Below are 8,903 nucleotides of genomic sequence, written 5' to 3' on the forward strand. Positions count from 1 at the left end.
GCACCGTGCCCTGCAGGAACATCGCCGTACCGTCGAGGACGACGGCGCCCGAAACCGTGGTCACACTTTCAGATTTGGTCGATGCGACGACAACCAGCGCCGCGAATGCCGCGACAATAGCCACCAGCGCCAGTCCGAGCTGAGCCCGGAACCGTACCGCACGTGGCAGCACCGCCTCCAGCAGCACTCCCACCACCGCGGCACCCAGGACGATCAGCATCGGAGAGAGCGCCCCGTAGGCGATGCTCGGCGGATCGTAAGTCATCGCTGTCCCCCTGGTTCGGTGAGTGTGACGGTGTGCTGCACCGCCGGTGTCACGGTGTCGAGGACCGGTTTCGGATAGACGCCGAGGGCGACGAGGGCCACCAGCATCGGGACGATCACCAGCTTCTCCATCGGCAGCATGTCCCGCATCGTCCGCGCCGGATCACGTTGTGTTCCGGGACCTTCCCGTGCCGGGGCATTCGGTATCCGTACCGGGCCGCCCATCATCCGCTGGTAGGTCCACAGGATGTAGATCGCGGCCAGCACGAGTGCGCCCGTCGCCACCACGGCCGCGATCGGGAAGCGTGGATAGGTGCCGATGAGCACCAGGAATTCGCTGATGAACGGTGCCAGACCGGGCAGCGATAGCGTGGCCAGTCCGGCGATCAGGAATGTCCCGGCCAGCACCGGTGCCACCTTCTGCACCCCGCCGAAGTCGGCGATCAGCCGACTGCCGCGTCGGGACACCAGGAAACCGGCGACGAGGAACAGTGCGGCGGTGGAGATTCCGTGATTGACCATGTACAGGGTGGCGCCGGCCTGCGATTGCGCGGTCATCGCGAAGATGCCCAGAATGATGAACCCGAAATGGGAGATCGACGTGTACGCGATCAGGCGCATCACGTCCTGCTGTCCGATCGCCAGGATCGCGCCGTACAGAATGCCGACCACCGCCAGCGCCGCGATCACCGGAGCGAAATACGACGCCGCGTCGGGAAACAACTGCAGACAGAACCGCAGCATCGCAAAGGTTCCCACCTTGTCGACGATCGCCATCATCAGCACCGCGCTCGCCGGGGTGGCGGCGACGGCGGCGTCGGGCAGCCAGGTATGGAACGGCCACAGCGGGGCCTTCACGGCGAATGCGAACAGGAAACCGAGGAACAGGACTTTCAGCAGGCCCGATCCGGCGTCGAGTTCCCCGGCTGCGGCGGCATCTGCGATCGCGGGCAGGTTGAAGGTGCCGCCGATGTCGGACCGGGCGGTGACCATGTAGAGGCCCACAACCGCGGCTAGCATGATGAGTCCGCCGAACAGGTTGTACAGCAGGAACTTCAGTGCCGCCGCCGACCGGTTGGCCGTTCCACCGAAGCCGCCGATGAGAAAGTACATCGGGATGAGCATGGCTTCGAAGAAGATGTAGAACAGCAGGATGTCCAGGGCCACAAAGCTCATCAGGACCATCGCCTCGACGGCCAGGATGAGCGCCACATACGTCTGGACGCTGCCGATCCTGCCGCCACTTACGCCTACCGAATCCGCGTCGCGCCAGGCGGCGAGGAGGAGAAGGGGGAGCAGGGCGGCGGTGAGCAGGACCATCACCAGGCCGATACCGTCGAGACCGAGATCGTAGCCGGCACCGAATGTGGGTATCCAGCTGTGGTTTTCGGTGAACTGGTAGCGGGGTGCCGAGGGCGAGGTGTCGAAGGCGGCGGCCAGTCCGCCGGCGATTCCGAGCGTGATCATCGCCGCGGCCGGGCCCACCCATTTCGCGACCTCGGCCCGCGACGACGGTATGGCGACGACACCGGCGGCGGCGACCGCGGGTACGAGCCAGAGAACAGTGAGCCAGCCCATCACCACACCACCACCAGAGTTGTCGCGAGAACGATTGCCGCACCGGCAAACGTGGACAGTGCATACGATCTGACGAAGCCGTTCTGCCAGCCGCGCAGGCGTGTCGACAATGATCCGATGCCGTGTCCAGTGGCCTCGGTGGTGCCGTCGATGCCCGAATCCTCAACCGCGACAAGGGCAGCGGTGAGCTGCTGACCGGGACGCATCAGGAGATTCTCGTTGAGGGCGTCGCCGTACAGATCGCGGCGTGCGGCGATGGTCAGCGGCGACACGTCCTCGGGCGCGACCACCGGTACCTCACCCGAGCACTGCCGCCAGGCGATTGCGGCACCGACCGCCACCGCGGCGAGCACGATCACGGTCATCGACCAGACCGGGATGGCGAGTTCGCTGTGGTGTTCGCCCACCACGGGTTCGAGCCAACCGGGCAGCCCGTCGCCGAACACCAGGAGACCACCGGCGGCGACCGAGCCGATACCCAGGATGATCATCGGCCACGTCATCGACGCGGGTGATTCATGCGGATGTGCTTGGGGTGCCCAGCGTTTCGGTCCGAAGAAGGTGAGCAGCATGACGCGGGTCATGTAGTAGGCCGTGATGCCCGCACCGAGCAGAGCGGCGGACCCGAGGACGATTCCGCGCACCCCGCCTTCGGCGAATGCGGCCTCGATGATGTGGTCCTTGGAGAAGAATCCGGCGAACGGCGGCACGCCGATGATCGCGAGATATCCGACGCCGAATGTCGCGAACGTGATCGGCATGACGGTGCGCAGTCCGCCGTAACGGCGCATGTCGGTCTCGTCGTTCATCCCGTGCATGACCGAGCCGGCGCCCAGGAACAGTCCGGCCTTGAAGAAGCCGTGGGTGAGCAGGTGCATTATGGCGAACGCGTATCCGGCGGGACCGAGTCCGGCGGCCAGCACCATATAGCCGATCTGGCTCATCGTCGACGCCGCGAGGGCCTTCTTGATGTCGTCCTTGGCGCAGCCGATGATCGCGCCGAACAGCAGGGTGACCGCACCGACCACCACCACGCCGGTCTGTGCGGCCGGGGCGAGGTCGAAGATCGGCCCGGACCGGGTGATCAGGTAGACGCCCGCGGTGACCATCGTCGCGGCGTGGATCAGCGCCGACACCGGGGTGGGGCCCTCCATCGCATCGCCGAGCCACGATTGCAGCGGCACCTGCGCCGATTTGCCGCACGCGGCGAGCAGCAGCATGAAACCGATGCCGGTGAGCACACCGTCGCCCGCACCGGGCGCGCCCTCGAAGACGGCGGTGAACGACACCGACCCGAAGGCGTTGAACATCACCATGAGTGCGACGGCCAGCCCGATGTCACCGACCCGGTTGACCACGAACGCCTTCTTGGCCGCGGTGGCCGCCGACGGTTTGTGCTGCCAGAAACCGATGAGCAGATACGACGCGAGGCCCACCCCTTCCCAGCCGAGATACAGGCCGAGGTAGTTGTCGGCGAGCACCAGGATCAGCATCGCCGCCAGGAACAGGTTGAGGTAGGCGAAGAATCGACGGCGATCGGGGTCGTGTTCCATGTACCCGATCGAATAGATATGGATCAGCGTCCCGACGCCGGTGATCAGCAGCACGAAACATACCGACAACTGGTCGAGTTGCAGACCGAAGTCGACGTCGAGCTCGCTCACCGGTACCCAACTGAACAGGACGTCGCCGACGCCGCGGTGTTCGGCGTTGCGGCCCACCATGCCCGCGAACATCAGCAGGCACAACAGGAACGATGATCCGGCCAGCGCCGTCGCAAGCAGATGTCCCCATCGGTCGGTGCGTCTGCCGCCGAGCAGCAGGATGGCCGCCCCGGCCAGCGGCAGGCAGAAGATCAGCCAGAGCAGATTCGCGGTCGCCGTGGCACCCATCGGCACATACCTCCTAGCGGCAGGGCGGATCTAGCGGGACAAGAGATCTGCGTCGTCGACGGATGCCGACCGGCGTGAGCGGAAGATCGTCATGATGATCGCCAGGCCCACCACCACTTCGGCGGCGGCCACCACCATCGTGAAGAATGCGATCACCTGACCGTTGGTGCTGTGCTGCATACGAGCGAACGTGACGAACGACAGGTTCGCGGCGTTGAGCATCAGCTCCACGCACATGAATACGACGATCGCGTTGCGGCGCACCAACACTCCGGCGGCGCCGATGGAAAAGAGAATGACGCTCAGATACAGGTAGTTCTCGGGATTCATGACCGCACCTGCCCGGCCCCGGCCCGTGCGGATCCGGCACTGTCGGTCTGGATCTGTTTGGTGATGACATGTCCGGGCACCGACAGTTCGGACAGTGAACCGTTGGGCAGCCGGGCGGGGGTGTCGGCGGCATTGTGCCGGGCGTACACACCGGGATTGGGCAGCGGGGTGGCGTTGCCGCCGCGCCGGAACCGCTCGATGGACACTTCGCGCTGAGTTCGCTTGGGCTCGAACCGTTCCCGGTGCGCGAGAACCACCGCACCGAGGGTTGCCGTGATCAGCAGGGCAGCTGTGAGCTCGAACGCCCACAGGTAGTCGATGAAGATCAGTCGGGCGATCTCTTCCACCGACCCGACACCTTCCGCCGCGACGGGGCCTGGTTCGGAGCCGGTCGTGGCCACCACGGTCGCATTCGCGATGCCCGCGCACAGCAGACCGGCGAACCCGGCGGCGATCAGCACGGCGGCGGTTCGCTGCCCGCGCAACGTTTCTCGTAGTGAGTCGGAGGAGTCGACGCCGATCAGCATGAGCACGAACAGGAACAGCATCATCACCGCACCCGTGTACACCACCACCTGCACCACGCCCAGGAACAGCGCGCCTTGGGCCACGTAGAACACGGCGAGCACGATCATCGTCGTGGCCAGGAAGATTGCCGAGTACACGGCCTTGGTGGCGGTGACCACGCCGAGTGCGCCGAGTACCGCGACGGTGCCGAGCACCCAGAACTGCACGGCCTCGCCGGTCGACGTCCGTTCGGCCGCGAGCGTGAGTACGCCGGATACCGGCACCGGCGTCATGGCCGTACCTTGCCCTGGTAGTAGTCCTCGTCCGTCGCGCCGGGCACCATCGCATGCGGTGGTGCGGTCATCTCCGGTTGCAGCGGCGCGAGCAGTTGATCCTTCTCGTAGATGAGGTCGGCGCGATTATTGTCGGCCAGCTCGTATTCCGATGTCATCGTCAACGCGCGGGTGGGGCAGGCTTCGATGCACAGGCCGCAGCCAATACAGCGCAGATAGTTGATCTGATACACCCGGCCGTAGCGTTCGCCCACCGAATAGCGTTCTGCCTCGGTGTTGTCGGCGCCCTCGACGTAGATGGCATCTGCCGGGCACGCCCACGCGCACAGTTCGCAGCCGACGCACTTCTCCAGCCCGTCGGGATGCCGATTGAGTTGGTGGCGGCCGTGATAACGCGGTGCGGGTGGGCGTTTGACCTCCGGATATTCCTCGGTGATCGATTCGGTGAAGATCCCGCCGAAGGTCACCCCGAAACCTGCGAGCGCCTTGAGGGGAGCGGGTTTTGAAGAATCGGACATGCTACAGACGCTCCTTCACAGGTTGGTCGGTTGCTCGTTGACCGGGCAGCGGCGGCACCGGGAAGCCACCGGCCATCGGGTCGAATGTCGGCGGTGGCGGTGCGGGCTGGTCGGCGGTGGCCGCGCGCAGGGGGATCGTCGCCGCGTAACAGGTCGCGGCGGCCACCATCAGCCCGACGACGATCAACACCGTCTCCCCCACCCAGGTGTCGGAGTCGGCGGTGGCCACGCGGATCACGCCGACGATCATCACCCAGGCCAGCGAGATCGGGATGAGGACTTTCCAGCCGAGATTCATGAACTGGTCGTAGCGAAGTCGCGGCAGCGTGGTGCGCAGCCAGAAGAATACGAACAGGAACACCCACATCTTGATCACGAACCACAGCACCGGCACCCAGCCCGCATTGGTGGCACCGATCAGGCTCAGCGGCCACGGCGCTTGCCATCCGCCCAGGAACAGGGTGGTGGCCAGCGCGGAAACGGTCGCCATGTTGATGTATTCGGCGAGCATGAACATCGCGAATTTGAGCGAGGAGTATTCGGTGTGGAAACCGCCCACCAGCTCGCCTTCGGCCTCGGGCAGATCGAAAGGGGCGCGGTTGGTTTCGCCGACCATCGAAATGGTGTAGATCAGGAACGACGGCAGCAGCAGCAGGATGAACCAGCGATCACCCTGCGCCGCGACGATGCCGGACGTCGACAGGGTGCTCGACTGCAGGAACACCGCGGCGAACGCCAGCCCCATCGCGATCTCGTACGAGATCACCTGCGCGGTCGACCGCAGGCCGCCGAGCAGCGGATATGTCGACCCCGACGACCAGCCTGCGAGCACGATCCCGTACACCCCGATCGACGTCATCGCCAGGATGTAGAGCACGCCCACCGGAAGATCGGTGAGCTGTAGGGGTGTGTGGTGCCCGAATACCGACACCGTCGGGCCGAACGGGATCACCGCGAACGCCGTGACCGCCGGAATGACCGCGATGATAGGGGCGAGCAGATAGATCGGTTTGTCGACGCCGGTGGGGATCATGCCTTCCTTGAGCGCCAGTTTCACCCCGTCGGCGGCACTCTGCAGGATTCCGCGCGGTCCCACCCGGTTGGGGCCGGTACGGGACTGCATGCGGGCCATCACTTTTCGTTCGAGCAGAATGCCCACCAGCACGGTGAGTACGAGAAAGCCGAATACCACCACCGCTTTGCCGAGGACCAGCCACCACGGATCATGACCGAATTCGGACAGTTCCGGAAAGTCGGTGGCGATCGTCTGCGTAGTCATTGCCCCGCCTTCCCCGCCGCTGCCTTCCCCGCCCCGGGCGTCCCGGCGCGGGCCGTTTCCGGGTCGATCAGGACCACCTGCCCGACCCCGGCCCGCAGCGTCCGATACACCTGCGACCCCGGCGAATTCATCGGTATCCACACCACCCGGTCGGGCAGATCGTCGATCACCAGCGGCAGCGTGATGGACCCGAACAGCGAGGACACCGCCACCCTGCCACCGTCCTGGGCGCCGATCTCGGCGGCCGTGGCGGCCGACAGGCGCACCACCGGTGTACGTGCGGTCCCGGCCAGGTGCGGCTCGTTGTCCTGTAGTCGCCCGGCGTCGAGCAGCATCCGCCACGACGCCAGGACCGCCTCACCGCGTCCGGGACGTGGTCTGGCCGCGGGGAGAACCGATTCGAGGTCCGGGCGGGCGCCGGCCCACGGCGTGATGTCGGCCAGCTGCCGGCCGATGGCGGTGGTGCTGTCGCAGTCGAGGTCCACACCGAGTTGCCGCGCGAGTGCGGTGAGCACCCGATGTTCGGGCAGCATCCCGGTCTCCCCGAGCGCGGCGGTGAATCGGCGCGGCCTGCCTTCCCAGTCGACGAACGTGCCGGACTTCTCCGCGACGGTGGCCACCGGCAGCACCACGTCGGCGCGTTCGGTGACGGCTGAGCGTCGCGTTTCCAGGCTGAGCACGAACGGGGTGTTCTCCAGCGCGGCTTCGGCACCGGTCGGATCGGGTAGGTCGTCGAGGTCGACGCCGGCGACGACCAGTCCCGACAGGTACCCGTACCGGGCGGCCGACAGGATGCCGCTGGTGGGCCTGCCATGGGTCGCGGGCAGGTCGGCCGTGCCCCACAACTGCGCGAAGCGGGCACGGGCGGCGTTGTCGTTCACCGGATTTCCACCGGGCAGCAAGTTGGGCAGCACCCCGGCCTCGACTGCGCCGCGATCGCCGGCGCGCCGCGGAATCCAGGCGAGCGATGCCCCGGTGCGTGCGGCGAGCCCGGCCGCGGCGAACAGTCCGCCCGGTGTCGCGGCGAGCCGCTCGCCGACGATGACGATCGAACCCGGCTGGGAGACAAGCCTGTCGGCGGTATTGAGCACCGCGGGCTCGCCGCCGGGGCGGGTGCGGACGAGTTTCGCCCGCAGCTTGTGGTTTCCGGGGGAGACGAATGGCGCGACGGTGTGCACGCGTAGGCCCGCGGTGCGCACCGCGCGGCGCAGCCGCAGATAGACGATCGGGGATTCTTCCTCCGGTTCGAACCCGACGAGCAGTACCGCCGGGGCCGCCGACAGATCGTCGTAGGTGACCTCGAAGCCCTGCCCTGCGATGTGTGCCGCCAGGAAGCCGGCCTCCTCGTCGGAATGCTCCCGCACTCGGAAGTCGATGTCGTTGGTGTGCAACACTGTTCGCGCGAACCGGGAGTAAGTGTAGGCGTCCTCGACGGTGATCCGGCCGCCGGTCAGCACGCCGACGCCGCCGCTGATCGCACTTCGCAGACCCGTCGCGGCCGCCGACAGCGCCTGACCCCATGACGTTTCGTGCAGTTCACCGTCTTTGCCGCGGACCAGCGGATGACGCAACCTGTCGGTGGCGGTGGTGTACGCGAATGCCCACCGGCCCTTGTCGCAGTTCCATTCCTCGTTGACCTCGGGATCGTCACCGGCCAGGCGCCGCAATACTTTTCCGCGCCGATGGTCGGTGCGCTGGGCGCAGCCGGACGCACAGTGTTCGCAGACGCTCGGCGTCGACACCAGGTCGAACGGGCGGGCCCGGAACCGGTACGCGGTGCCGGTCAGGGCGCCGACCGGGCAGATCTGCACGGTGTTGCCGGAGAAATACGATTCGAACGGCTGGTCGACGTAGGCGCTGACCTGTTGCAGCGCACCACGATCGGCCAGATCGATCAGCGGGTCGCCGGCGATCTCATCGGAGAATCGGGTGCAGCGGGCGCATAGCACGCAGCGTTCGCGATCCAGCAGGATCTCCGAGGACAACGCGACCGGCTTCTCGAAGATCCGTTTGGCGTCGATGAACCGCGACTGTGAGCGCCCCGACGACATCGCCTGATTCTGCAGCGGGCACTCGCCACCCTTGTCGCACACCGGACAATCGAGCGGATGATTGATGAGCAGCAACTCCATCACACCGCGCTGCGCCGACGCCGCGGCCTCCGAACTGTGCTGGGTGTGCACCACCATGTCGTCGGCGACCGGGGTGGTGCACGAGGCGACCGGTTTACGTTGTCCCTCGA

Annotated in this window: 7 protein-coding genes and 1 pseudogene; all 8 read right to left on the minus strand. The window is 66.4% G+C overall.

Annotated features, from left to right (window positions below; translation table 11 throughout):
• A pseudogene (locus KDB67_RS08590) lies at nt 1-265 on the minus strand (NADH-quinone oxidoreductase subunit N); the annotation flags it as partial.
• On the minus strand, nt 262-1,842 hold the full coding sequence (locus KDB67_RS08595) for an NADH-quinone oxidoreductase subunit M (protein WP_291014824.1): 1,581 nt from the start codon (nt 1,840-1,842) through the stop codon (nt 262-264). The gene KDB67_RS08595 and the pseudogene KDB67_RS08590, both read right to left, overlap by 4 nt.
• Nucleotides 1,842-3,734 (minus strand): NADH-quinone oxidoreductase subunit L, encoded by a 1,893-nt coding sequence (nuoL, locus tag KDB67_RS08600; protein WP_291014826.1) that lies wholly within the window; start codon nt 3,732-3,734, stop codon nt 1,842-1,844. The genes KDB67_RS08595 and nuoL overlap by 1 nt, the downstream gene beginning before the upstream one ends.
• A gap of 30 nt (nt 3,735-3,764) precedes the next feature.
• Nucleotides 3,765-4,064: an NADH-quinone oxidoreductase subunit NuoK gene (gene nuoK / locus KDB67_RS08605; protein ID WP_291014828.1), complete on the minus strand. Its 300-nt coding sequence runs from the start codon at nt 4,062-4,064 to the stop codon at nt 3,765-3,767.
• The gene (locus KDB67_RS08610; protein ID WP_291014830.1) at nt 4,061-4,864 is read right to left on the minus strand and encodes an NADH-quinone oxidoreductase subunit J; all 804 of its coding nucleotides are present in this window, start codon (nt 4,862-4,864) and stop codon (nt 4,061-4,063) included. Before KDB67_RS08610 ends, nuoK begins: the two co-directional genes overlap by 4 nt.
• Nucleotides 4,861-5,382 (minus strand): NADH-quinone oxidoreductase subunit NuoI, encoded by a 522-nt coding sequence (nuoI, locus tag KDB67_RS08615; protein ID WP_291014832.1) that lies wholly within the window; start codon nt 5,380-5,382, stop codon nt 4,861-4,863. Before nuoI ends, KDB67_RS08610 begins: the two co-directional genes overlap by 4 nt.
• 1 nt (nt 5,383) lies before the next feature.
• Nucleotides 5,384-6,661: an NADH-quinone oxidoreductase subunit NuoH gene (gene nuoH, locus KDB67_RS08620; protein ID WP_291014834.1), complete on the minus strand. Its 1,278-nt coding sequence runs from the start codon at nt 6,659-6,661 to the stop codon at nt 5,384-5,386.
• A partial coding sequence (locus tag KDB67_RS08625) for an NADH-quinone oxidoreductase subunit G (protein WP_291014836.1) occupies nt 6,658-8,903 on the minus strand: 2,246 nt, incomplete at its 5' end. The genes nuoH and KDB67_RS08625, both read right to left, overlap by 4 nt.

The organism is Gordonia sp. (in: high G+C Gram-positive bacteria) (genome assembly GCF_020438995.1).
In the GTDB taxonomy this organism is placed as follows: domain Bacteria; phylum Actinomycetota; class Actinomycetes; order Mycobacteriales; family Mycobacteriaceae; genus Gordonia.

Bases quoted from the DNA above. Each gene is read 5' to 3' on its own strand.
- KDB67_RS08610 (WP_291014830.1), bottom strand. From the start codon at position 4,864: ATGACGCCGGTGCCGGTATCCGGCGTACTCACGCTCGCGGCCGAACGG.
- nuoL (WP_291014826.1), bottom strand. From the start codon at position 3,734: ATGGGTGCCACGGCGACCGCGAATCTGCTCTGGCTGATCTTCTGCCTG.
- KDB67_RS08595 (WP_291014824.1), bottom strand. From the start codon at position 1,842: ATGGGCTGGCTCACTGTTCTCTGGCTCGTACCCGCGGTCGCCGCCGCC.
- nuoI (WP_291014832.1), bottom strand. From the start codon at position 5,382: ATGTCCGATTCTTCAAAACCCGCTCCCCTCAAGGCGCTCGCAGGTTTC.
- nuoH (WP_291014834.1), bottom strand. From the start codon at position 6,661: ATGACTACGCAGACGATCGCCACCGACTTTCCGGAACTGTCCGAATTC.
- nuoK (WP_291014828.1), bottom strand. From the start codon at position 4,064: ATGAATCCCGAGAACTACCTGTATCTGAGCGTCATTCTCTTTTCCATC.